This window comes from Gordonia namibiensis NBRC 108229, assembly GCF_000298235.1.
Lineage (GTDB): Bacteria > Actinomycetota > Actinomycetes > Mycobacteriales > Mycobacteriaceae > Gordonia > Gordonia namibiensis.
The window spans coordinates 20,342-42,442 of record NZ_BAHE01000037.1 but is presented as its reverse complement, the minus strand read 5'-3'; the positions used below and the strand labels follow the sequence as shown (position 1 = coordinate 42,442).

Sequence of the window (22,101 nt, the reverse complement as noted above, 5' to 3'; positions counted from 1 at the left end):
CGCTACCGCGCGCGTCACTCCCCGGCCGTCAGGTCGATCGGCGACCACGTCGGGGCGTCCTCGGCGGCCGGACGTGCCGTGATCGACCCGGGCTTGCAGCCACGCGCTTCGAGAGCGGCGGCGACCGCGTCGATCACGCGATCCGGGTCGAGTTCGAACTCCGACTCCCGTACACGGGCGAATTCCCAACCGCAACGCCGCAATTCACGCTCGCGCTCCAGATCGGAGCGGGCCTGACGGCCGGTTCCGGGGAACGCGTCAGGATCGCATTCGACGGCCATCCGCGCATCGGCCCCGAGGACCACCAGGTCGATGACCCGGTTGTTGACCGTGACCTTCGGGGTCACGTGGTAGCCGAGTGCCGCGAGACGGTTGAACACCCGCTGTTCGAGCAGGTTGTCGAACGGTTCGACGCGGCGGTCGTCGGGCACGTCGGTCGGCATCGGGCTGATCCTGATGCCCTCGTTGGCGGTGAAGTACGACAGCAACGAATACCGGAGATCGTTGTGCCGCAGATCTTCCGGACCGATCGAATGGAACAGCCAGACCTGATCCATCGCGCGGGTTGCCGCGACGTTGATCCGCCGTTGCGACTCCGCACGGGTCAGGGCCGAGATGGCTGACGGATCGGAGACGACCATCGACAGGAAGACGACGCGGCGTTCGTCGCCCTGGAAGTCCGGTGGGGTGCCCACCCGGATACGACGGGTGCGCCACGCCTCGGCGTCGAGCCCGTCGCGCAGGGCTCGTTCCAGCGCCTCCGCCTGTTTGGTGCCCTGTAGCGCGATCACGCCGAAATCGCGTCCCTCGTAGGCAGGATCGGCGAGACAGTCGCGCAGGGCCCCGAGGATGGCCTCCACTTCGGCGTCGTTGACGAGACCCGACCCGCTGCCGGTCGCCTCGCCGTCGACCGCCACCGTCCGCAACGGTTCGAGGCGGTCGGAGCCGTACTGCCGCACCGGGATCAGTGGTGCCTTGCCGTAGAACTGCCGCGACGAGAACTCGATGATCTCCGGCATCGACCGGAAGTGCTCGCGCAACCCGACGACATTGCCGAACCTGCTGCGCAGCAACGAGAACAGACTCGACCGCGGGGTCAATCCGTCGCGGAGATAGGTCGGGAGGTCCGGCAGTGCGGCGTCGAGCTCGGCGAAGGCGTCGTCGAGCGTGGTCCCGGCGAGTCCCACCGGCGCACACTGTTTGTCGTCGCCCACGACGATGATCCGGGGCGCGAGCCACAGCAGGAAGGAACTGGTGATGTCCGCCTGCGACGCCTCGTCGACGATGACGACGTCGAAGGAGTGCCGGCGGGGCGGAAGCGTCTCGGCGACCTGGTTGATCGACATGATCCATGCCGGGATCGCGTTCTGCGCGACGGCCATCGCCTCGCGTGCGGCACGACGGAAACGGTTGGCATGCTTACCCGAACCCTTGCCGAGGTTGATCATGTGGTCGCGGTAGGACTGCAGCGCCTGGATCTCACCGGTCGTGGTGCGCACCAGCAATTCTCGCCAGGCTCGGGCAGAGGCCAGCCGGGTCGTCAAGTGCGCGACGTCGACCTCGGTGGCATCGAGGTCGGCCGAGATCCGGTTCTCGGAGTGCACGTCGCTGCGTTCGGACACCCACGTGTTGGCGTACCGCCAGGCCCAGGCGGCAGTCATCTCCCGGGCGCGCCCGGACCAGATCGGATCGCGCGGCGTCGCCCAGATGGTGCGGACCAGTTCCGGGGCGCGACTCCTGAGCCGCAGTTCGAGGAGGTCGAGTGCATTCTCCGCATTCGCCTGCTCCTGTGCCCTCAGAAAGGCGCGGCGCGCCGTGCGGATCGCGGCGGCGTCGGCGGTGCCGAGCGCGTCGAGCAACGCATCGCCTTCGGGCGACGGGCCCTTCTCGAGTTCGGCAGCCAGGCCGTAGGTGCACTCGGCCAGTTCACGTTCGGCGAGGGCCGCGTCGTTGGCGGCGGCGATCGAACCCGCCTGCTTGGCGACCTCGACGATCTCGGCGACGCTGCGCGGACGCGGACCACCGGGGCTGATGGCCTCGAGTTCGTGGACGAGGTGGTCGCGCCCGGTGACCAGCCGCGAGATCCACGCGAGCTGCGCATCGAGGCGGACGAGCTGATCGACCTGCGCGGAACGGGATCCGGAGGCGTCGATCGGAACATGGAGGTCGGCCAGGATGCGATGGACCTGATGGACGGCGTCGACGACCGTCAGGTGGTCGGCCACCCGTCGCAACGACGCCTCGTCGGTCGGGACCCGGCCGTCGACGCTCGCCCGTACCGGCGACTCCTCGACAGCACGCTGCTGCGGGGACCGCCGCAACCGGCCTCGCCACTGACCGCCCTCGGCCAGATGGTCGGCGGCCGCGTCGAACAGCGCCGCATCGCCCGGGCGGTCGCCCTCGACGAGAACCGTGTGGGCACCCAGGTCGCGGTCGCGTCGGGCGGCCTCGGCGATCACCGGGGACAGGGTCGTCACGCGCGACCACAGATGGGAGTCGTGGCCGGCCAGCAACCGGTCGGCCATGGCGATCATCGGGGCCGGGAAGGACAACACCTCGCCCGCGGCCACACCCAACTGTTTGCAGATCTCCTTGATGGCGAGGAGGCGTTCGCTGTCGACACCGTCGAGCGACGGGAGCAGCGCTCCGGCGACGCCGTGGGTTTCCTCGGGCCGCGCGGCGATCCGGGCACAGATCGTGTCCATGTCCGCGGGCTCCGGCAGATGGTCGGCGAGATCCGGGAACCGCTGGGTGAGACGGCCACGGTCGCCACCGGTCACTTGGAGGAGCTCGACGAGCCGGCTGAACTCCGAGGAGTCCAGGGGCGGGACCGCACCCTCGAGTCCTGGCGGCATCCAGTCGAAGCGTTCGGCGTCGCGCTTGACCTGACGCACGATCTCAGCCGGGGTACCTCGATAGTCCCCCGCCACCCACTCGTGGACCTCGGTCTCACCTGCGCGCAGGTCCCACAGCTCGCGCATGATCTGGTCGCGCTGGGTGAGGGCGTGGTCGCGGCGGGCCTCGAGGTCGGCGATCTCGGCGTCGGCGACGGACACGGAGAACGCCGCCTTACGCGCGGCGAGGTTCTCCACCACGGACACGATCGTCTCGGCATGATCCTGGGAGATGTCGGCAATGGACACCGTGAGTTCGCGCAGCGCAGGCGGGAGCATGTCGCGCAGCACGTGGAGCGCATGCGCCTTCTCGCTGACGACAAGCACGCGCTGCCCCTTGGCGAGGAGCGCGGAAGTCACGTTCGCGATGGTGTGCGTCTTGCCCGTACCGGGCGGACCCTCGACCACGACGCCGGTGTCGTTGCCGAGCCGCACGAGCACGTCTCGTTGTTCGACGTTCGAAGGAAGCGGGAACAGCGCGTCGGCGATGAGGCGTTCGGGTGGGAGCACATCCGGGCCGTCGAGCGCGGCCAGTCGGTCCTCGGCGTCGATCGGTTTGACCAGCTGGGCCAGCCCGACGGGCACGCTCGCATCCTCGTCGCGCAGGTCGTCGATGATCGCGTCGTAGAAGGCCAGCGAGGTCTCGACGCTGCGGCGTCGGAGGACGATCGCCGGTCGCATGTCCAGCGAGAGGGTGGCACGGTCGGCGTCGATCTCGATCTCGCCCAGCCACTCGCCCACCAGATCGGTGACCTTGCCGGCGACGACCGATGGCTGCTCGGCGAGTCTGGTCCGCGTCCTCATCGCGCCGGCGAGTTCGAGTCCGTCGACCGCGGCGAGGAGATGGGTGTCGTGCATGATCGGCGCGGAGCCCGCGCCGAGGGACAGGCGGATGGCGCCGGACTCGTCGCGGTCGGCGACCACGGTCTGGGTGAGGAGATGCTCACGGACGAGAGGTTCGGAGGCGGCATCGTCGTGAACGGTGACGAGGGCGTTGGCCAGGACGAGTTCGAGGGTCTCGGGACTCTCGGTCAACTCGTCGACGAGGCGCGCGGCATCGGCGTGGGCGGCGTCGGCGGGATCGATCTCCACGACAACCTGACCAGGGGCGGCAGATGCTCGCACCGAGATGGACGTCGAGGCGCCCACCCACACGTGGCCTGCGTGTTCGTCGATGTCCCGAACATCTCCGGAGCGCGAGCGGACGACGTCCCTCAGGAACGCCATCAGCCGGGTGACCTGGTCTCGCAGTGTCTCGCGAGTGTCATCCTGCATCCGATGGGTTCCTCTCGTCGCCGGCGTTCCTACGCTATCAAGCCGCAGGTCAGGAAAGCGGAACTGCCGCACCATATGTCAGGGGTGACACGTCGGCGGGTGAGCGGCATCGCGCTCACATGAAGAGCTCAGGTGGTGGAACGCAGTGCCCGGTACCCGCCGTCGACGTAGCGGACGTTGGTGTACCCGAGCCCGGCGATCTGCTCGGCGATGCGCGGCGCCTCCGAACTCACCGACACGACCGCGATCTCGGTGTCGCGGCCGATCTTCCTGGGCTTTTCGGCGTCGCGGATGACGGGGAAGGTCCCGGTGGGGGTGGGACTCAGGAGGTTCGGAAGCTCGCTGGGCTCGACCACGACGGCGCCCGGAAGGCTGCCCTGATGGCGCACCACCTGCGGGCGGGCGTCCACCATGACCGCGTTCCCGGCGCGGCTGTGGTCGATCGCTTCTGCTGCTGAAATAGGCTTCACCAAAGACACTGGTGACTCACCAATCCTGTGTTCACTCGTTAGCTTCGTGCCCTCGATCGGCGGATATCCGCACCGATCGAGAATCACACCTTGAAGACCCCCGCCTCCAAGGTTACGGAATGATCTCGGTTTGACAAGTTCCATCACCGCACTGCGGGACGACGAGCGAGACCGACTCAGGTCGGTACGACGATCAGGACCGGCGACCGCGTCCGGCAACCCGCGGCGAGGGCCGCTTGCCACCGAAGTTGTCGCGACGGCCGTCGCGACCACCCTGCGGTCCGCCGCGCTTGCCGCCGCGACCCCGCGGCGCGCCCAGATCCTTACGGATGTCGATCGGGTTCTTGCCGATCTTGGTGTGGCGGAGCTGGGACAGGGTCTCGTTGTCGAGATCGTCGGGGAGCTCGACGAGGCTGAAGTCGTCCCGAATGCTGATGTTGCCGAAGTCCGCGCGGGTGAGACCGCCCTCGTTGGCGATCGCACCGACGATCGCACCCGGGGAGACCTTGTGCTTACGGCCGACCGCGATGCGGTAGGTGGCGAAGCTCGCCCCGGGACGGCGTGGGGTGCGCTCCCGCTGTTCGCGGTTCCGCCGCTCCGACTCCGGCGGATCGGGAGCGAGCAGGAAGCCGCCGTCGCGCGTCTCGAGGGCCAGCGCGGCGGCGATGTCGGCCATGGCCACATCGTTGTCGCGGGCATAGTTCTCGATGAGTCCGCGGAACAGGTCCAGGTTGTCCGAGGACAGGTTCTGGGTGATGGACTCACCGAACTTCGCCACGCGCTGGGCGTTCACGTCGTCGACGCTGGGCAGGCCGATCTCGGTGAGCTCCTGGCGCGTCGCCCGCTCGATCGCCCGCAGCAAATGGCGCTCACGCGGTGAGACGAACAGCAGCGCGTTGCCCGAGCGGCCGGCGCGGCCGGTGCGTCCGATGCGGTGCACGTACGACTCGGTGTCGTGCGGGATGTCGTAGTTGACGACATGCGAGATCCGGTCGACGTCGAGACCGCGGGCGGCCACATCGGTCGCCACGAGGATGTCGATCGAGCCGTTCTTGAGCTGGTTGATGGTCCGCTCGCGCTGTGCCTGGGCGAGGTCGCCGTTGATGGCGACCGCGGACAGTCCGCGTGACCGGAGCTTCTCCGCGAGTTCTTCGGTCGCCTGCTTGGTGCGGACGAACACGATCATCGCGTCGAATTCCTCGACCTCGAGGAATCGGGTCAGCGCATCGAGTTTGCGCTGGTGGGAAACCTGCAAATAGCGCTGCGTGATGTTCTGGGCGGTCGCCGTCTTGGATTTGACCGTGATCTCCTGCGGAGACTTCAGGTAGCGCTGGGCGAGCCGGCGGATGGAGCTGGGCATGGTCGCGGAGAACAGTGCGACCTGCTTGGTGTCCGGGGTCTCGGCGAGGATGCGTTCGACGTCCTCGGCGAAGCCCATCGTGAGCATCTCGTCGGCCTCGTCGAGCACGAGGAACTCGAGTCCGGAGATGTCGAGGGTCTTCTTGTCGAGGTGGTCGATCACTCGACCCGGCGTACCGACGATGACCTGGGCACCGCGGCGCAGGCCCGCGAGCTGCACACCGTAGGACTGTCCGCCGTAGATGGGCAGGACCTTCACCTCGGGCATGTGCGCCGAATAGCGACCGAAGGCCTCGGACACCTGCAGGGCGAGTTCACGCGTCGGCGCGAGGATCAGTGCCTGAGGCGACCGCGCCGAGGTGTCGAGCCGGGAGAGGATCGGGATCGCGAAGGCGGCGGTCTTGCCGGTACCGGTCTGCGCCAGGCCGACGACGTCGCGGCCGGCCATCAGCGGCGGGATCGTGGCGGCCTGGATCGGCGAGGGGGTCTCGTAGCCGACGTCGGTGATCGCGGCGCGGACGCGCGACTCGATCTCCAGGTCGTCGAATGTGCCGCCGGGGGTGTCGTGTGCAGAGGTGTCAGCCGGCGCGCCGTGCTCGCCTTGTTCGGAAGTACTCATGCGCGGGTCTCATTCATCGCACTCAACTGTAATCGTCCGACCCCGGAATGTCGGCATCCTGCCATGACCGCGTCACAACTCGCAGCTGAACAGGTAATACGGCACTAAGACGAGCACGTGTGATGCATCACACGAATACTGGTACTGTCAGTGCCACTCAAACGGCGTCGGCCCCGGTCACCGGCTACCCCGGCGCCCGATATGTCCAGATCAGCAAGTCCGTCTCAGGAGTGCCATGCAGCAGCAGTACGCCACCCCGTCCGATCTCACGATCGACGACAAGGCGAACCTCGTCGACTCGATCCTCAAGTACCGGACCGAGCGACCCACGATGCCTCTTTTCCGCAAGCGCTCCCACAACCAGTGGATCAACGTCACCGCGAAGCACTTCGCCGACGAGGTCGACGCCGTGGCCAAGGGACTCGTCGCCTCGGGCATCGAGCCCGGCGATCGTGTGGCCATCCTGTCCTCGACCCGGTACGAGTGGACCGTCCTCGACTACGCGATCTGGCGCGCGGGCGGATGCACCGTCGCCATCTATGAGACCTCGGCCCCCGACCAGGTGCAGTGGATCCTCGAGGACTCGGGCGCCAAGCTCCTCGTCGTCGAGAACCACGAGCACTACACCAAGCACATCCGCGTGATCGACGAGACGCCCACGCTCAAGGAGACGCTGGTCATCGACGACCACGCACTCCCGGCACTCACCAAGCGCGGCGCGACCGTCGCCGACGACGAACTCGACCGTCGCAAGGCGAACGCGCTCTCCAGCGACGCCGCGACCCTGATCTACACCTCGGGCACCACCGGCCGCCCCAAGGGCGTCCTGCTCACCCACGCCAACTTCATGGCCGAGTGCGCCGCCACCCGTGACGCCGTCGGCGCCGGACTGGCCGAGGGCAAGACCACCCTGCTGTTCCTGCCGCTCGCGCACGTCTTCGCCCGCATCATCGCCGTGGCCAGCGTCGAGAACGGCGTGATCCTGGGCCACACCAACGACATCTCGAACCTGGTCAACGACTTCGCGGTCTTCAAGCCGCACTACGTGCTGTCGGTGCCGCGCGTGTTCGAGAAGGTCTACAACTCGGCGAAGCAGAAGGCCTACGACGGCGGCAAGGGCTCCATCTTCGAGAAGGCCACCGAGACCGCCATCGAGTACAGCAAGGCGACCGAGGAGGGCAAGATCGGTCTCGGCCTGAAGCTGCGTCACGCACTGTTCGACAAGCTCGTCTACGGCAAGCTCCGTGCTGCCCTGGGCGGTCAGTGTGAGGGTGCGATCTCCGGCGGTGCCCCGCTCGGCGCCCGGCTCGGTCACTTCTTCCGCGGCGTCGGCATCCCCGTGTACGAGGGCTACGGCCTGTCCGAGACCACCGCCGCGGTCACCGCGAACAACGACAAGCACCAGAAGGTCGGGTCGGTCGGCCGCCCGGTGCCCGGTGTGACGGTGGCGATCGCCGACGACGGCGAGATCCTCCTCAAGGGTCCGGTCGTCTTCGGCGGCTACTGGCGCAACGAAGCCGCGACCGCCGACGCGATCCGCGACGGCTGGTTCCACACCGGCGACATCGGCACCCTCGACGACGGCTACCTCTTCATCACCGGCCGCAAGAAGGAACTGATCGTCACCGCCGGCGGCAAGAACGTCTCCCCCGCGCAGCTCGAGGACACGATCCGGGCGCACCCGATGGTGAGCCAGTGCCTGGTGGTCGGCGACAACAAGCCGTTCATCGGCGCGCTGATCACCATCGACCCCGAGGCCGTCCCCGGCTGGCTGGAGCGTCACAACCTGCCTGCCGACACCCCGCTATCGGAGCTGATCGAGAACGAGGACCTGAAGGCCGAGATCGACGCCGCGGTCAAGGAGGCCAACTCGAAGGTCTCCAACGCCGAGGCGATCAAGAAGTTCACCATCCTCGACACCGACTTCTCGATCGAGACCGGCGAGCTCACGCCGACGCTGAAGCTCAAGCGCAACGTCATCCACGACGCGCACAAGCAGGCGATCGCCGACCTCTACTCCTAGAGGTCGCCGCCGGGAGGCGAGATAGATCACGACTCACCGCGGCCCGGGATGACTCCGGGTCGCGGTGAGTTCTATCTTCAGATCAATGTCTTCGAACCGAGTGTCCGGGAACCGAGATCTCGCCATCGACGCCACGCGGGGAGTGGCGATCTGGAGCATGGTCACCGCACACTTCGCCACCGATTCCCCGTTGGCGTCGCCCACGCACGCCTTTCCGTACGTGGACGGGATGTCGGCGTTCGTCATGCTCTCGGGCATCGTGCTGGGTCTCGTGTACCAGCGCTGGGTCACCCGTCACGGGCTGCGGTATGCCTACGTCCGCCTGGCCAAGCGCATCGCGGTCCTCTATGTCTGTCAGCTGGTGATCGCGCTCGTCGCCGTCGCGGCCGCACTCGAGGGGCACCGCTGGCTCACACTCCTGCTCCCGGTCGACGGCTGGGCCGACGGGATCTGGCTGTCGGTCACGATGCAGTACCTGCCGAGCGGCGGGAACATCCTGCTCCTCTACATGGTCCTGATGATGTCCGCGTTCGCCCTGTTCCCGCTCCTCCAGCGCGGATGGTGGGCGTGGATTCTCGCCGGTTCGCTGGCGTTGTACGCGGTCTCGCTGTTCTGGTCGCCGGACTGGTTCTACCTCAGCGCCTACCAGGCGGCCCCGCACATCCAGAACGTCGCGGGATGGCAGATCATGTTCATCCCGTCGGTGGTGATCGGCTGGAACTGGACGCGCTGGAGTGTCCCCGAGTTCGTCGACCGCTGGCTCGTCGTCATCGTCGCCGTGGCCGTGACGGCCGCACTGTTCTTCCATTACGGCATCGACGCCGGCCCGTGGGCGCACCTCGAACCCACCTTCGCCGACAAGCTGGATTTCCGGCCCGCACGCGCGATCGGCGCCTACCTCGTGATCCCCGCCCTCTACGGGGTGTTCCGGTTGTTGCTGCGCTGGTGGCATCACGACTGGTTGCGACCGCTGGTCATGACCGGCACCCGCAGCCTCGACTCCTATGTCATCCAGGCGATCGCGCTGGTCGTCGTCCCGATCCACATCGCCCACCGGCCATGGGACGCGCTCACGATGCAGGCCGTCGCGCTGCTGGTGTTCGGCATCTGTTGGGCGTGGGCGGAGTTCCGGTACTTCAGCCACATCGACAAGTTGCACAAGGTCCCCGGACGGGTCGCGCGCGGAGTCCTGTCGCGCCGTACCGGCACTGCGCCCGGGGCTGACGGCGAGTCCGTTGCCGAGGACGATGTCGAACCCGGTGTGCGCACCGACGAACAGCCGCAACCGACGGGAGCCCGCGCATGAGCGCAGAAAAGCAACAGCCCGGGGAGATGACCCGCAGCGTGCACGCCGGGAACGACTCGTCGGGGCCGTCGGTGCGCACGCCCATCACGATGGCGAACTCCTACCACCTGCCGCCCGAACCGGAACAGATCAGCTGGTCGGGTACCGACCAGCTCTTCTACACGCGCAACACCGGCGCCAACCAGGTCGCCCTGCAGGACAAGCTCGCCGCGCTCGAGGAGGCCGAGGACGCGGTCGTGCTGGCCTCCGGCGTCGCCGCTCTGCACGCCGTCTTCTTCACCTTTCTCTCCACCGGCGATCATGTCGTCGTCTCGGACACCACCTATGAGGCGACGTGGAAGCTCTGGGCCGAGCTGTTGCCGAAGAAGTACGGGATCGAGGCGACCTTCGTCGACATCACCGACCCCGAGAACGTCCGCGCGGCACTGCGTCCCAACACGCGACTGGTGGCGGCCGAGACGATCGCGAATCCGACGACCAAGGTCGGGGACATCGCGGAGCTCGCCGGCATCGCGCACACCGCCGACGCCCTTCTGCTCGTCGACTCGACCTTCACCCCGCCGCCGCTGTACCGGCCACTCGCCGACGGCGCCGACCTCGTCGTCCACTCGCTGACGAAGTACATCAACGGTCACGGCGACGCGATGGGCGGCGCGGTGCTCGGGCGCGCCGAGCTGATCGGCCGCATCAAAGAACAGGCGATGGTCGACGTCGGCGGCGTGATCTCGCCGTTCAACGCATGGCTGATCGCCCGCGGCGCCATCACGCTGCCGCTGCGACTCGCACAGCACCAGCGCAATGCCGAACGCGTCGCCGCCTTCCTCGACGACGACCCGCGCATCGCCTTCGTCCGCTACCCCGGCCTCGCCTCCCATCCCGAGCACGAGCTGGCGGCTCGGCAGTTCGGCGGACGCGGCTTCGGCGCGATGATGGCCTTCGCCGTGCGCGGCGACTCGGCGACACAGAACCGCTTCGTCGGTGCACTGCAGGTGATCACGTCCGCGGTGTCGCTCGGTCACGACGAGTCGCTGATCGTCCACGTCGGACCCGACGGCCCCCGCGTCGCCGCATACCCCGAGCCGTTCCGGCAGTGGGGTCACCTCCGTTTCTCGGTCGGCCTCGAAGACGCCGAGGACCTGATCGCCGACATCTCCCGGGCACTCGACGCAACCTTCCCGAACGCCGACTGAGCGCGCGTATCGTATTTCGAGCCGGTGCTTTTCGAGGTTCGATGACAACCGGCGAGAGGCGGCGACGATGTCAGGCAACCCGGTCACCGGTGCGGTCGACCGCGCCACCGACAGTCCGTGGTTCGAGCGGGTGGCGCGTGCCGGGCACGCCGTCAGCGGACTCCTCCACCTGCTCATCGCCTACATCATCGTGCGACTCGCCTTCGGCGACGAGGGCAACGCCGATCAGTCCGGCGCCCTGGGTATCTTCGCAGGGAACCCCGGCGGCCGGCTCGTCCTCTGGATCGCGGCCGTCGCATTCGTCGGGCTGGCTCTCTGGCGCATCGCCGAGGCCATCGTCGGGCCTCATCCCACCGAATCCGGCCGCGAGAACGACGGCGCGCAGGACTGGCTGGACCGCGGGAAGGCCCTGTCCCTCGCCGTCGTCTACGTCGGGTTCACCTGGACTGCGGTGCGTTTCGCGATGGGCAGCGACCAGTCGAGCGGGGAGCAGAACGCCGGACTCACCGCACGCCTGATGCAATCCGGCGGAGGTAAGTTCGTCGTGGTGGTCGCCGGGCTGATCATCATCGGCGTCGGCGTCTATCACGTGTACAAGGGCGCGAGCCGAAACTTCCTCGACGACCTCAAGGCACCTGTCGGTCGCACGACCCCCGACTCCCCCACGTCATCGCGGTCCGGAGCGGCCTCCGGCGATCGCGCGGCGACGATCGCGGGAGTCATCGGCTACTGCGGCAAGGGACTCGTGCTCATCGGCACCGGCATCCTGGTTCTCGTCGCGGTGGCCACGTCGGACCCGTCGAAGGCGAGCGGGATCGACGGCACGGTCAAGTCGTTGGCCGCCCTGCCTGCCGGACAGATCCTGATGATCCTGGCCGCGATCGGTATCGCCGGGTACGGCGTGTACTGCTACTGGCTCACCCGGTTCGCGCGGATGTGACCGCCGACCCTCGGTTCGCCTCGTACTCAGTTCGCCTCGTAGAGGATTCCGCGGCCGATGGCCTCCCGGACCACCGGCAGCGCGGCGGCGGCCAGCGCCTCGGCGTCGACGTCGTGGAAGCCGGCGAGCAACTCGATCAGGGTCTGCAGAGGAACCTGTCCGCGGCATCCGGCCAGTAGCGCTCGGGACACCTCGTCGACGCCGAGGACCGCGGCCGGACCTCCGGGGCGGCGTACGGCGGCACCGACCTGCTGCCAACCGTCCTCGCCGGGCAGCGAATGCTCCTCGAGCATCACCGGCGCCACCGACAGCCGCTTCTCCAGCAGCTCCGCGTCGGAGGTCTCCCGCAAATATCGGCGACGCGCCAGGAAGGCCTGCGCCTCGGGACCCGTCACCTCTTCGCCTGCGCCCGTGATCTCCTCGATGACGACGTCGGGTTCCCGATCCTCCCCCGCCTCGGGCGCGCGGACCGTGATGGAACCCATGCCGATCGCGACGATGTCGTTGTCGTCGAACCACTCGAGCCACTGCTCCCCGCGGCGGGCGGCGGCCTGCTCGTCCTCGCCGGCGTCGGAGAGCCACAGGGACACATAGCTGATCGGATCGGCCGCCTCCCGCTGGACAACCCAGGCATCGAGACCTGTCCCGTCCAGCCAGCCGGCCACCCGCTCACGCCAGTCCGCACCGTCGGTGATGATCCAGTTGGCCAGGATCTGGGCGGTGCCGCCCGGGTTCAGGTACGCAGGCAACTCGCGGATCAGCTGCTCGCACAGCGCATCTCCGACGACGCCCGAGTCGCGGTAGATGTAGTCCTGGCTGCCGGTCCCGACGACGAACGGCGGGTTGGAGACGATGAGGTCGAAGCGCTCCCCCGCCACGGGCTCGAACATGCTGCCCGCGCGCAGATCCCACGACATCCCGTTGAGACGTGCGGTCGCCCGGGCCAGCGCCAGTGCCCGCTCGTTGGTGTCGGTGGCGACGATCTCGTCGCAGTGCGAGTTCAGGTGCAGCGCCTGGATGCCGCAGCCGGTGCCGATGTCGAGGGCGCGTCGTGCGGGTTCACGAATGATCGCGCGCGCAAGCGACATCGACGCCCCACCGATGCCGAGTACATGGTCGTGGGCGACGGGACCCGGTCGCATGGCGGCATCCTGGTCGGCGACGACGAGGAAGTCGTGGGTCTCGTCGGCGTGCGGTCGGATGTCGAGGCTCGCGCGGATCGCCCCGTCGTCGAGCCGGGCCAGGACACCCTGGTCGACGAGTGTGTCGACGCCGGCCGTCGGAAACGCCTGTGCGACGAGGTTTTCGGGTTCATCCGAGCCGAGGAGGAAGAGCCTGATGAGGGTGGCGAGCTGCGATTCGTTCTCGTCGCCGTCGCGCTGCTCCTCCGCGGTCGCGGCCAGCGCCGGCCACCACACACCGCGCAGCAGGGCCGCATGGACCTCTTCACCGAGGAGTTCGGTGACACCATCGGTCGTGTAGGCCGCGGCGCGGAGGTCGGCACCCAGGGCGTCGACGACGGAGTCGTCGCTCAGTGGATGAGGGGAAGAATGTTGCGCCGTCACGCACCTGAGGCTACTCATCTCGACCGACCGGGATCGCGCCGTCCCTCGTCGTCAGCAGTCGGACAGCACCCGGGCCATCGCGTCGCGCTCCGCCGCGGTGACCCAGAGTCCGTAGGCCTTCTTCACCTCGATCTGGCGGCTGACGTAGGTGCACCGATAGGCCTTGTTCGGGGGTAGCCAGGTGGCCGCATCGCCGGCTCCCTTGCGCTGGTTCACCGTTCCGTCGACCGCCTGCAGGTTCCGCGGATCGTTGGCGAACTCCAGACGGCGACGCGCATCCCACTGCGCCGCACCCTTCTGCCAGGCGTCCGCCAGGGCGACGACATGGTCGATCTGGACGAGCGCCGAGGTGTCCTGGCCACGGGTGAACCGCACCGTTGTGCCGGAGTAGGCGTCGACGAGGGTGCCCGACAGCACGCGGCACCCATCGGCGTGCAGGGTGACGTCGACGAGGTCACGGCGCAGGATGTCCTCCCGCGTCCGACAACCGTTGCGACCGAACTGCACATCGACCGCATCGTCCCAGGCCGTGCCGAACTCCGAACGCGAGTATCCCGTCTTGGGCGCCCGGCCCTTCACCGGCAGCGAGTCGAGGTCGGCGAGGTGTTGGCTCACCGGCGTCGGCGTCGGCGTCGGTGTCGGTGTCGAGAACGGTGTCGAGAACGGAAGTGACGGAACCGAAGCCGTCGCCGGGGCGGGTGCTGTCTCCGGAGACGATTCCGACTGAAGCAGACCGAGTGCTGCGAGGACGCCGAGGACAACAACCATTCCGATCCCCGGCAGCACCGTCCGACGTCTCACCCGGGCATCGTTTCATGCGCCCCCGACAGACAGCGGGGCGCGCCTGGTGACCGGCGAACCTCGACCCGACCTGCAGACGCCGACGGAAGTCTGCAGGTCGAAGCGAGGTTCGCCGGTGGAGTCTCGCGGACCGTCGGCGTTCGGAGCCGAGGCGCCCCACCGAACAACTCGGGACGACAATCCCGAGGTGGCAACGATTCGGTCCCATTCGGGATGACAACCCTCCGCTTCAGTATGATCACCCCTACGACCGGGTCAAACGTGCCACTTCGGTGCGTCCGGTCGCCCGGAGATCACACTCCCTGACCGGAAGGACGGCAACGCCATGAGCGCACCGGAGAGCGGCGCCGATCGCGAGAGCGACGCGGTGGACACGGAGAACGACGCCGTAGACACCGATCTGCAGGCTGCCGACGAGGACGCGACGGTCGAGGTCGAGGCCCTGGAGGACGAGGACGCCACGGTCGAGCTCAGCCCCGATGAGCTCGCTGGCGAAGAGGTCACCACCGAGGAGGCCACCGCCGACGAGCCCGCTGCAGAAGACTCCGCCGAGGACGTTGCTGCCGAGGACGTCGCCGTCGAGGAAACCGCCGCCGTCGACGATGCGGCCCCGGTGGAGGAAGCCCCGGTCGACGAGGAAGTCCTCGACAAGCCCGTAGAGGCCGAGAACCACGAAGAGCTCGCCGACGCCGCGGAACTGGAAGGTCTGCACGTGTCGTCGCGGGTTCGTGTGACGCTCGAGGACGGCACCACGCGCGAGGGCGAGATCGTCGACGACTTCGCCGACCTCGCCCCGGGCGACCAGACCGTCGAGGCACGCATTGACGAGGATCACACCGCCCGCCTGCGACGCTGGGCGATCTCGACCGACGATCACGACATCGTCTTCGCCGACGACGACGCCGTCGAACTCCTGAGCGTTTCGTAGAAGACATGTGCGCCATAGGCGCATCACTTCTACGAAATCCGGTGCGCGAGGGGGGACTTGAACCCCCACGTCCGTAGACACTGGAACCTAAATCCAGCGCGTCTGCCAATTCCGCCACTCGCGCTCGGTGCGTCCCCGGCGTCGAACCGGGCTGCGCACTGTAACCGCGACCACCCTACCGGCCGCGTTTTGATCACCGCAGGCCAGGTACCTTGAAAGGTATGTCCTCGTCCCCCCGTCGCACGCATCGGCCGGCGCTCGTGGTGCTGACCGTGGTCGCCGCGGTGGCGTGTCTGATCCTCGCCTGGTGGCAGTGGTCCCGCTTCGAGTCGGCCTCCGGCAGCGGCCAGAACCTCGGCTATGCGCTGCAGTGGCCGGCCTTCGCGGTCGCGGTCATCTACGCCTACCGGCGCTTCGTCGTCCTCGAGAGCGACCCGGAGGAAGCGCGAAAGGCCGCCGCGGACGCCCGTGCCGCGGCCGAGATCCCCGAGGGCATCCTCCCCGAGCGCCCGACGACGCCGAGCGCGGCGTCGCTCGCCAACGATCCCGACCCGGTCAAGGACGCTGCGCTCATCGAATACAACCGCTACCTGGCCGAACTCAGATCGGCAGACACCCCCGACGCCCCGTCATCGAAAGGCCCGCAGTGACCGAGACCGCATCCACCGCTTCCGCTCCCACCGCTCCGGTGGAGAAGGTCCGTGGGGCCCTGTTGAGGTACCGCGTCCTGGCCTGGATCACCGGTATCTGGCTGCTGCTCCTCGTCGCCGAGCTGATCCTGGCGTACGGCTTCGACAACAAGGCACTCGACTTCGTGCCGATCGTCCACGGCTGGGTCTACTTCGTCTACCTGATCATGGCGATCGACCTGGCGATCAAGGTTCGCTGGCCCGCGGGCAAGACGATCATCACCGCGATCGCCGGCACCATCCCGTTCCTGTCCTTCTGGTTCGAGCACAAGCGCACCCAAGAAGTGAAGGCGCAGTTCAACCTCTGAGCCGCATCCGCGCCGCTTGGCGCGAGCCCACTGAAAACCGCCCCTGGGATCAGCCCTCCAGGAGCGACCGAGTGACGATATGTCAGCGGCAGCGCTCCACAGGGCGGATCTCAGGGGTGGTTTCTTGGCGCGGTACCCGTCAGCTGTTGGCCAGCTCCCGCAGAGCGGGCACCAACTGCGCCAGAGCCTTGCCGCGGTGGCTGAGTGAGTCCTTCTCCTCCGGGGTGAGCTCGGCCGACGACCGGCCGGCCGCGAGCTCGTCGTCGGGGGCGAAGAGCGGGTCGTAACCGAAGCCGTTCGGTCCGCGCTCCGCGCGCAGCACCGTCCCGCGCCACTCCCCGCGCACAACCGTCTCGGTCCCGTCCGGCAGTACCAGCGCGCACGCCGACACGAACGCCGCGCCGCGTCGTTCGTCCGGGGTGTCGGACAGTTGCGCCAGCAGCAGCGCGTTGTTCGCCGGATCGTCGCCGTGCGCACCCGACCAGCGCGCCGACAGGACGCCGGGCATCCCGTTCAGCGCGTCCACCGAGATCCCGGAATCATCCGCGAGACAGGGCAATCCGGTGGCGCGTGCACCCGACCGAGCTTTGATCAGTGCGTTCTCCTCGAAGGTGGCGCCGTCCTCGGGCTCCTCCGGGTATTCGGGCACGGCGTCGAGGCCGAGGATCTCCAGGCCGGTGATCCCGGCGGCGTCGACGACGCGCTGCAGTTCGGCGAGCTTCTTGCGATTGCGGCTCGCGAGCAGGACCTTCGACATCAGGCGTTGCCCGGCAGCTGACCCGGGTACGGCTCGGCGAGCACGGCCCGCTGGGCCTCGAAGAGCTTCTGGGTGCCGATCGCGGCGACGTCGAGCAGCGCGTCGAGCGTTGACCGTGCGAACGTCGCGCCCTCGCCGGTGCCCTGTACCTCGACGAGGGTGCCGGCGTCGGTGGCGACGACGTTCATGTCGACCTCGGCCCGCGAATCCTCTTCGTAGGGCAGGTCCAGACGCACCCGACCGTCGACGACGCCCACGCTCACCGCGGCGATCGCACACGAAAGCGGTTGCGGGTCGGAAAGTTTGCCGGCGGCACGCAGGTAGGTCACCGCGTCGGCGAGGGCCACGTACGCGCCGGTGATCGCCGCGGTGCGGGTACCGCCGTCGGCCTGCAGGACGTCACAGTCGAGCGCGATGGTGTTCTCACCGAGTGCCGCGAGGTCGATGCACGCCCGCAGGGACCGGCCGACGAGCCGGCTGATCTCGTGGGTGCGGCCGCCGATCTTGCCCTTGACCGATTCGCGCCTGTTGCGCTCGTGGGTGGCCGCCGGGAGCATCGAGTACTCGGCGGTGAGCCAACCCAGGCCCGATCCACGACGCCACGGCGGGACGCCCTCGGTGACACTCGCGGTGCACATCACGCGGGTCTGTCCGAACTCCACCAGCACCGATCCCGCGGGATGGCTGGTGAAGCCACGGGTGAAGGAGATGGGACGCAGTTCGTCGTCGGCTCGGCCGTCAGCTCGTGTGGTCACGGCTCCAACTCTAACGACCGCGGCCGGAAGGCCGGTGACCCACCGCTAGGCGAGATCGATGACCTGTCCCTGACGCACGAGGTCAACCGGCCCGGAGTACGTGCTGCGGGCCTCGGCGAGGATCTCCGCGGAGTCTGTCCACGGCGCGACGTGGGTGATCGCGAGCGCGCGCACATTCGCCTTCGTCGCGGCCTCCCCCGCCTCGATCCCCGACATGTGCAAGTCCGGCGGGCGTTCGGAGGGGGCGTGGGTCCACGACGCCTCGCACAGGAACAGGTCGGCGTCGGCTGCGAGGTCGATGAGTTCGTCGCAGGGCGCGGTGTCACCGCTGTAGGCGATCACCTGCCCTTCCGGTCCGGTGATGCGTAATCCGTAGGTCTGCGGCGGATGGTTGACCTTCACCGACTTGATCCGCATGCCGCCGAGGGTGATCTCGACACCGTCCCGCCACTCGTGGACGTCGAAGGTGTCGGAGATGTCGTCGACCTGGCCGGGGTACTCCGACGAGCCGTGGCCGATCCGCAGGGCGGTACCCGGCGGTCCGTAGAGGGGCGCGCGTCCCGTCGCCGCCGACGGCGCGTACCGGCGCCACACCAACATCGCGGGCAGATCCAGGCAGTGATCGGCATGGAGATGGCTCAGGACCACCGATACCCCACAGGGATCGGTCACCCGTTGCAGTTCTCCGAAGACACCCGGTCCGCAATCGATCAGCACCGGCTGTTCGCCGGGGACAGAGAGCAGGTAGCCGGAGCACGCCGCCCCCGGTCCGCCCACACTGCCCGAACATCCGAGGACCGTGAGACGCATACGCCCTACTGTGCCATGCCCGCGCGAGTTGCTGTCGGGTTACCGGGTCACAAGTGGGCAGCGAAGATTGCCCGAGCCCGCTAAAGGTGCTGGACAGCACCGACGACAGGTCCGAGGAACCGCCGCGACAGCTTGGCGAACATCTCGGGGTCGCCGGTCGCCTGGAAGACGCGCGATGCCTCCCGGCCGGTGTGCGGGTGCAGCAGGTCGGACTCCGTGAGGACGCGGTAGAGGTCCTTGGCCGTCTCCTCCGCGCTGGACACGAGCGTCACCTCGTCGCCCATCGCGAGCTGCAGGACGCCGGTCAGCAACGGGTAGTGCGTGCAGCCGAGCACGACCGTGTCGACCCCGGCCTCCTGGAGTGGTTCGAGGTACCCCTGTGCCAGACCGAGGATCTGGCGGCCGCTGGTGATCCCCCGTTCGACGAAGTCGACGAAGCGCGGGCACGGCACGGCGGTGATCACCGCATCGCGGGCCGCGGCGAACGAATCCTGGTATGCGCGTGAGGAGATGGTGGCCTCGGTGCCGAGCACACCGATCCGGCCGTTCTTCGTGGCGACCACCGCGCGACGCACCGCGGGGAGCACGACCTCGACCACCGGGATCGGCGCGTAGCGTTCGCGGGCGTCACGCAGGCAGGCGGCGGACGCGGTGTTGCAGGCGATGACGATCGCCTTGACGCCACGCTCGGCGAGGTCGTCGCCGATTGCCAGCGCATGCTTGCGGATCTCGGGGATCGTCAGCGGACCGTACGGCCCGTTCGCGGTGTCGCCGATGTAGACGATGTCCTCGTCGGGCAGCAGGTCCATGACGGCGCGCGCCACGGTCAGACCGCCGACGCCGGAGTCGAAGATCCCGATGGGCGCCTCGGGATCGGAGGTCCAGACGGGCACGTTGGGTTGTGCGGTTATGACGCCACCCCCGGTGTTGCGGTGCGCTGCATGCGTTTGCGGTCGCGCGAGGCGAGGAACCAGGCGGCCAGGACGCCGGCGATCGCGCCGAACAGATGTGCCTGCCAGGACACGATGGGATTGGTCGGCAGCACGCCCCAGAGGATCGAGCCGTAGATCAGGAAGAGGACGACGCCACCGAGGATCTGCCACAGGTCGCGGTTGAACAGGCCGCGCACGATGAGGAAGGTGAGCCAACCGAAGATGATGCCCGATGCGCCGACCGTGATCGAGTAGGGCGCGGCGAACAACCAGACGCCCAGCCCGGAGATCACCCAGATGATGCCGGTGACGATGAGGAACCGCTGCGTCATCAGCACCAGGAAGCAGAGCACCGCGCCGGGCATGAGATTGGCGAACAGGTGCTCCCAGTCGGCGTGCAGCATCGGCGCCCAGAGGATGCCGTCGAGGCCGTCGACCTGGCGGGGTTCGATCCCGTTGGAGTCGAGGTCGTATCGGGTGGCCGCGTCGATCAGCTCGATGACGAACAGCACCGCGATGATGCACACGGTGGTGATCAGCGAGCGCAGCCAGAGCGGGCGGGAGCGCCGCGGCTCCTGCTGCTGCCCGACCGGTGGGGTGTACGACGTCATGGCCAGTTTCTCTTCGGGTCTCGACTCTTCGGGTGGCGTTCCGGCGGGCCGGTCACGCCCAGAGCTGACCTTCGAGTGCCTGCTCCGCGTCGTCCAGGCTACCTTCGTAGACCCCGGTCGAGAGATACTTCCATCCCGCGTCGGGCACCACGAAGCCGATGTCGGCGCGGACACCGTCCTTCAGGGCACGGCGACCGATGCCGCGCGCGGCCTGCAGGATCGCGCCGGTGGAGATGCCCGCGAAGATGCCCTCGAGGTCGATCAGCTCACGTACACGGGCGACCGCGTCGACACCGGTCACCGAGAACCGGCGGGTGAGCACCGAGTCGTCGTAGAGCTCCGGGATGAAGCCCTCGTCGATGTTGCGCAGGCCGTACACCTCGTCGCCGTAGCGCGGTTCGGCGGCGACGATCTCGATGTCCGGATTGCGTTCGCGCAGAAAGCGTCCGACGCCCATGAGCGTCCCCGTGGTGCCCAGGCCCGCGACGAAATGGGTGATCTCCGGCAGATCGGCATAGAGCTCGGGGCCGGTTCCCTCGTAGTGGGCGGCGACGTTCGCCTGGTTGCCGTACTGGTAGAGCATCACCCAGTCGGGGTTCTCTGACGCCAGCTTCTTGGCCACGGCGACAGCAGTGTTGGACCCGCCGGCGGCCGGCGAGGAGATCACCTTCGCGCCGAACATGCGCAGCAGCGAGCGACGCTCCTCGGAGGTGTTCTCCGGCATCACGCAGATCAGTTGGTAGCCCTTGAGTTTCGCGGCCATGGCCAGCGAGATCCCGGTGTTGCCACTGGTCGGTTCGAGGATCGTCGAGCCCGCGTGCAGGAGCCCGTCGCGTTCGGCCTGCTCGATCATGCGTAGCGCCGGCCGGTCCTTGATGGAACCGGTCGGGTTGCGGTCCTCGAGTTTGGCCCAGAGTCGGACGTGCGGTCCGTCGGCCGTGTCGTCCCAGCGAGGGGACAGTCTCTGGAGCCCGATCAGCGGGGTGTTGCCGACCGAGTCGATGAGTGAGTCGTAGCGTGCCACGTTCAGCAGCCGCCGGCGACGGCGGGCAGGATGGTCACCTCGTCACCGTCGTCGATGGAGGTGTCGAGACCGCCGGAGAACCGGACGTCCTCGTCGTTGACGTAGATGTTGACGAAGCGGTGGAGCTTCCCGTCCGCGACGAGGCGCTCCTTGAGTCCGGGGTTGCCCGACTCGAGGTCGTCGATGAGTGCCGAGAGCGTGGTCCCGGAACCCTCGACGCGCTTGGCGCCGCCGGTGTGGGTCCGCAGGATCGTCGGGATGGACACGGTGACTGGCATATTCAGCTCCTGATCTCGATCTCTTCTTCGGTGACCGTGCCGTCGACGATGCGATAGCTACGGATCTCGGCGGTCTCCGGGTCCCGAGTGGACACCAGCACGTAGTGGGCACCGGGCTCGCCGGCGTAGGAGATGTCGGTGCGGCTCGGGTAGGCCTCGGTCGCGGTGTGCGAGTGGTAGATCACCACCGGCTCCTCGTCGCGGCGATCCATCTCGCGCCACACGGACAGCTGCTCGGCGGAATCGAACCGGTAGAACGTCGGCGACCGTTCGGCGTTGATCATCGGGATGAACCGCTGCGGGTCGTCGGAACCCTCCGGCCCGGCGATCACGCCGCACGCCTCGTCGGGATGATCGGCGCGGGCGTGCGCGACCATCGCGTCGACGAGTTCCTGATCGATCTTCAGCATCGCTGTCCCGTTCTCCTTCGCAGACGCGGGGCCCGTACGGGCACGTCGGATCGGCGACCGGTCGTCGCGCATGTCCCGAGGGGGAACGCCGGACCGCGGGCACCTATTCCGAGGCCGGTTATGACCGGCGTCACCGGCGCCGGATCGGAGCGGGCGA

20 protein-coding genes and 1 tRNA gene are annotated in these 22,101 nt (G+C 68.1%); 7 read left to right on the top strand and 14 right to left on the bottom strand.

Annotation, left to right across the window (positions count from 1 at the left end; translation table 11 throughout):
* Window positions 1-14: 14 nt before the first annotated feature.
* The 3 genes from GONAM_RS17540 to GONAM_RS17530 form a co-directional block, all read right to left on the bottom strand.
* Complete coding sequence (locus tag GONAM_RS17540; RefSeq protein WP_006868100.1) at window positions 15-4,169, bottom strand: PDDEXK-like endonuclease domain-containing protein; 4,155 nt, start codon at window positions 4,167-4,169, stop codon at window positions 15-17.
* Between the two features lie 128 nt (window positions 4,170-4,297).
* Window positions 4,298-4,648: a rhodanese-like domain-containing protein gene (locus GONAM_RS17535; protein ID WP_083876447.1), complete on the bottom strand. Its 351-nt coding sequence runs from the start codon at window positions 4,646-4,648 to the stop codon at window positions 4,298-4,300.
* A gap of 184 nt (window positions 4,649-4,832) precedes the next feature.
* The gene (locus tag GONAM_RS17530) at window positions 4,833-6,617 is read right to left on the bottom strand and encodes a DEAD/DEAH box helicase (protein ID WP_006868098.1); all 1,785 of its coding nucleotides are present in this window, start codon (window positions 6,615-6,617) and stop codon (window positions 4,833-4,835) included.
* A gap of 235 nt (window positions 6,618-6,852) precedes the next feature.
* Between GONAM_RS17530 and GONAM_RS17525 the strand changes: the two genes are divergently transcribed.
* From GONAM_RS17525 to GONAM_RS17510, 4 genes are all read left to right on the top strand, one after another.
* The gene (locus GONAM_RS17525; protein ID WP_006868097.1) at window positions 6,853-8,640 is read left to right on the top strand and encodes an AMP-dependent synthetase/ligase; all 1,788 of its coding nucleotides are present in this window, start codon (window positions 6,853-6,855) and stop codon (window positions 8,638-8,640) included.
* Between the two features lie 85 nt (window positions 8,641-8,725).
* Window positions 8,726-9,946: an OpgC domain-containing protein gene (opgC, locus tag GONAM_RS17520; RefSeq protein ID WP_006868096.1), complete on the top strand. Its 1,221-nt coding sequence runs from the start codon at window positions 8,726-8,728 to the stop codon at window positions 9,944-9,946.
* On the top strand, window positions 9,943-11,136 hold the full coding sequence (locus GONAM_RS17515; RefSeq protein ID WP_006868095.1) for a trans-sulfuration enzyme family protein: 1,194 nt from the start codon (window positions 9,943-9,945) through the stop codon (window positions 11,134-11,136). Before opgC ends, GONAM_RS17515 begins: the two co-directional genes overlap by 4 nt.
* A gap of 67 nt (window positions 11,137-11,203) precedes the next feature.
* The gene (locus tag GONAM_RS17510; protein ID WP_006868094.1) at window positions 11,204-12,076 is read left to right on the top strand and encodes a DUF1206 domain-containing protein; all 873 of its coding nucleotides are present in this window, start codon (window positions 11,204-11,206) and stop codon (window positions 12,074-12,076) included.
* 26 nt (window positions 12,077-12,102) lie between these two features.
* Here the strand turns inward: GONAM_RS17510 and GONAM_RS17505 are convergent, their stop codons facing one another.
* Together GONAM_RS17505 and GONAM_RS17500 are read right to left on the bottom strand one after the other, a co-directional pair.
* Window positions 12,103-13,659 (bottom strand): DUF7782 domain-containing protein, encoded by a 1,557-nt coding sequence (locus GONAM_RS17505; RefSeq protein ID WP_006868093.1) that lies wholly within the window; start codon window positions 13,657-13,659, stop codon window positions 12,103-12,105.
* A gap of 33 nt (window positions 13,660-13,692) precedes the next feature.
* Entirely contained in the window at window positions 13,693-14,442 is a 750-nt protein-coding gene (locus tag GONAM_RS17500) for an HNH endonuclease family protein (protein WP_369403360.1), read from the bottom strand.
* A gap of 325 nt (window positions 14,443-14,767) precedes the next feature.
* On the opposite strand from GONAM_RS17500, the gene GONAM_RS22710 reads away from it, so the two are divergent.
* Window positions 14,768-15,370: a prolipoprotein diacylglyceryl transferase gene (locus tag GONAM_RS22710; protein ID WP_006868091.1), complete on the top strand. Its 603-nt coding sequence runs from the start codon at window positions 14,768-14,770 to the stop codon at window positions 15,368-15,370.
* 42 nt (window positions 15,371-15,412) lie between these two features.
* Here GONAM_RS22710 and GONAM_RS17490 read toward each other — a convergent pair.
* A tRNA-Leu gene (locus GONAM_RS17490) sits at window positions 15,413-15,494 on the bottom strand.
* 97 nt (window positions 15,495-15,591) lie between these two features.
* On the opposite strand from GONAM_RS17490, the gene GONAM_RS17485 reads away from it, so the two are divergent.
* Window positions 15,592-16,020, top strand: coding sequence for a glucitol operon activator (locus tag GONAM_RS17485; protein WP_040536835.1), 429 nt, complete (start codon window positions 15,592-15,594; stop codon window positions 16,018-16,020).
* Window positions 16,017-16,367, top strand: a complete 351-nt coding sequence (locus GONAM_RS17480) for a DUF3817 domain-containing protein (RefSeq protein WP_006868089.1) — start codon at window positions 16,017-16,019, stop codon at window positions 16,365-16,367. The genes GONAM_RS17485 and GONAM_RS17480 overlap by 4 nt, the downstream gene beginning before the upstream one ends.
* Window positions 16,368-16,506: 139 nt before the next feature.
* Here the strand turns inward: GONAM_RS17480 and rdgB are convergent, their stop codons facing one another.
* From rdgB to GONAM_RS17440, 8 genes are all read right to left on the bottom strand, one after another.
* On the bottom strand, window positions 16,507-17,124 hold the full coding sequence (gene rdgB / locus GONAM_RS17475; RefSeq protein WP_006868088.1) for an RdgB/HAM1 family non-canonical purine NTP pyrophosphatase: 618 nt from the start codon (window positions 17,122-17,124) through the stop codon (window positions 16,507-16,509).
* Window positions 17,124-17,879: a ribonuclease PH gene (gene rph / locus GONAM_RS17470; RefSeq protein WP_006868087.1), complete on the bottom strand. Its 756-nt coding sequence runs from the start codon at window positions 17,877-17,879 to the stop codon at window positions 17,124-17,126. Before rph ends, rdgB begins: the two co-directional genes overlap by 1 nt.
* A 45-nt stretch (window positions 17,880-17,924) precedes the next feature.
* A complete protein-coding gene (locus tag GONAM_RS17465; protein ID WP_006868086.1) occupies window positions 17,925-18,689 on the bottom strand; it encodes a cyclic nucleotide-degrading phosphodiesterase in 765 nt (254 codons plus the stop codon).
* A gap of 80 nt (window positions 18,690-18,769) precedes the next feature.
* A complete protein-coding gene (murI, locus tag GONAM_RS17460) occupies window positions 18,770-19,582 on the bottom strand; it encodes a glutamate racemase (protein WP_006868085.1) in 813 nt (270 codons plus the stop codon).
* 14 nt (window positions 19,583-19,596) lie between these two features.
* Entirely contained in the window at window positions 19,597-20,232 is a 636-nt protein-coding gene (locus GONAM_RS17455) for a rhomboid family intramembrane serine protease (RefSeq protein WP_006868084.1), read from the bottom strand.
* A gap of 52 nt (window positions 20,233-20,284) precedes the next feature.
* Window positions 20,285-21,256, bottom strand: a complete 972-nt coding sequence (locus tag GONAM_RS17450; RefSeq protein ID WP_006868083.1) for a PLP-dependent cysteine synthase family protein — start codon at window positions 21,254-21,256, stop codon at window positions 20,285-20,287.
* 2 nt (window positions 21,257-21,258) lie between these two features.
* A complete protein-coding gene (locus tag GONAM_RS17445) occupies window positions 21,259-21,534 on the bottom strand; it encodes a MoaD/ThiS family protein (RefSeq protein WP_006868082.1) in 276 nt (91 codons plus the stop codon).
* A gap of 2 nt (window positions 21,535-21,536) precedes the next feature.
* On the bottom strand, window positions 21,537-21,944 hold the full coding sequence (locus GONAM_RS17440) for a M67 family metallopeptidase (protein ID WP_006868081.1): 408 nt from the start codon (window positions 21,942-21,944) through the stop codon (window positions 21,537-21,539).
* Between the last annotated feature and the right edge of the window lie 157 nt (window positions 21,945-22,101).

Bases quoted from the DNA above. Each gene is read 5' to 3' on its own strand.
- GONAM_RS22710 (WP_006868091.1), top strand. From the start codon at position 14,768: ATGAGCGCACCGGAGAGCGGCGCCGATCGCGAGAGCGACGCGGTGGAC.
- GONAM_RS17540 (WP_006868100.1), bottom strand. From the start codon at position 4,169: ATGCAGGATGACACTCGCGAGACACTGCGAGACCAGGTCACCCGGCTG.
- GONAM_RS17455 (WP_006868084.1), bottom strand. From the start codon at position 20,232: ATGACGTCGTACACCCCACCGGTCGGGCAGCAGCAGGAGCCGCGGCGC.
- GONAM_RS17440 (WP_006868081.1), bottom strand. From the start codon at position 21,944: ATGCTGAAGATCGATCAGGAACTCGTCGACGCGATGGTCGCGCACGCC.
- GONAM_RS17445 (WP_006868082.1), bottom strand. From the start codon at position 21,534: ATGCCAGTCACCGTGTCCATCCCGACGATCCTGCGGACCCACACCGGC.
- opgC (WP_006868096.1), top strand. From the start codon at position 8,726: ATGTCTTCGAACCGAGTGTCCGGGAACCGAGATCTCGCCATCGACGCC.
- GONAM_RS17465 (WP_006868086.1), bottom strand. From the start codon at position 18,689: ATGCGTCTCACGGTCCTCGGATGTTCGGGCAGTGTGGGCGGACCGGGG.
- GONAM_RS17505 (WP_006868093.1), bottom strand. From the start codon at position 13,659: ATGAGTAGCCTCAGGTGCGTGACGGCGCAACATTCTTCCCCTCATCCA.
- GONAM_RS17515 (WP_006868095.1), top strand. From the start codon at position 9,943: ATGAGCGCAGAAAAGCAACAGCCCGGGGAGATGACCCGCAGCGTGCAC.
- GONAM_RS17485 (WP_040536835.1), top strand. From the start codon at position 15,592: ATGTCCTCGTCCCCCCGTCGCACGCATCGGCCGGCGCTCGTGGTGCTG.
- GONAM_RS17510 (WP_006868094.1), top strand. From the start codon at position 11,204: ATGTCAGGCAACCCGGTCACCGGTGCGGTCGACCGCGCCACCGACAGT.
- GONAM_RS17530 (WP_006868098.1), bottom strand. From the start codon at position 6,617: ATGAGTACTTCCGAACAAGGCGAGCACGGCGCGCCGGCTGACACCTCT.
- GONAM_RS17525 (WP_006868097.1), top strand. From the start codon at position 6,853: ATGCAGCAGCAGTACGCCACCCCGTCCGATCTCACGATCGACGACAAG.
- rdgB (WP_006868088.1), bottom strand. From the start codon at position 17,124: ATGTCGAAGGTCCTGCTCGCGAGCCGCAATCGCAAGAAGCTCGCCGAA.